General features: G+C 53.9%; 2 tRNA genes and 1 rRNA gene. All 3 read left to right on the top strand.

Going from position 1 to position 596, the window contains the following annotated elements:
• Positions 1 to 181, top strand: a 23S ribosomal RNA gene (locus tag GJ688_RS20095); the annotation flags it as partial.
• Between the two features lie 177 nt (positions 182 to 358).
• A tRNA-Val gene (locus tag GJ688_RS20100) sits at positions 359 to 435 on the top strand.
• Positions 436 to 438: 3 nt separating this feature from the next.
• Positions 439 to 514 (top strand) — tRNA-Phe (locus GJ688_RS20105).
• Positions 515 to 596 lie beyond the last annotated feature (82 nt).

Consider the following 596-nt stretch of genomic DNA (forward strand, 5'->3'; position numbering starts at 1 on the left):
GTAGCTATGTCGGGAGCGGATAAGCGCTGAAAGCATCTAAGCGCGAAACCGACCCAAAGATGAGACTTCCCACTACGCAAGTAGGTAAGACCCCAGGAAGATGACCTGGTCGATCGGCCCGAGATGTACACGCCGTGAGGCGTTCAGTTGACGGGTACGAATCGGTCGAGGACTTGACCTTAACAATATGCGCAAGTACTATGTTTCTGGAAATTTATTTTGATGCAGCGGGACTGGGAGACCCCAGTCGTCGGCGGCTTTGCCGCCGGTAACGACGTGGGAACCATCCGTAGCGGAAGCAAAATAAAATTTCCCCCTCTGTGTAGTTTTGAGGGACCATAAAGTGGTCATCTCTTACGGGCGATTAGCTCAGATGGTTAGAGCGCTTGCTTGACATGCAAGAGGTCAGCGGTTCGATTCCGTTATCGCCCACCATCTGCCTCGGTAGCTCAGTCGGTAGAGCAGAGGACTGAAAATCCTCGTGTCGGTGGTTCGATTCCGCCCCGAGGCACCATCCATCGGAGGGATTCCCGAGTGGCCAAAGGGAGCAGACTGTAAATCTGCCGGCTCTGCCTTCGAAGGTTCGAATCCTTCTC

Source organism: Heliobacterium mobile (assembly GCF_009720735.1).
GTDB classification, from domain to species: Bacteria; Bacillota; Desulfitobacteriia; order Heliobacteriales; family Heliobacteriaceae; genus Heliobacterium; species Heliobacterium mobile.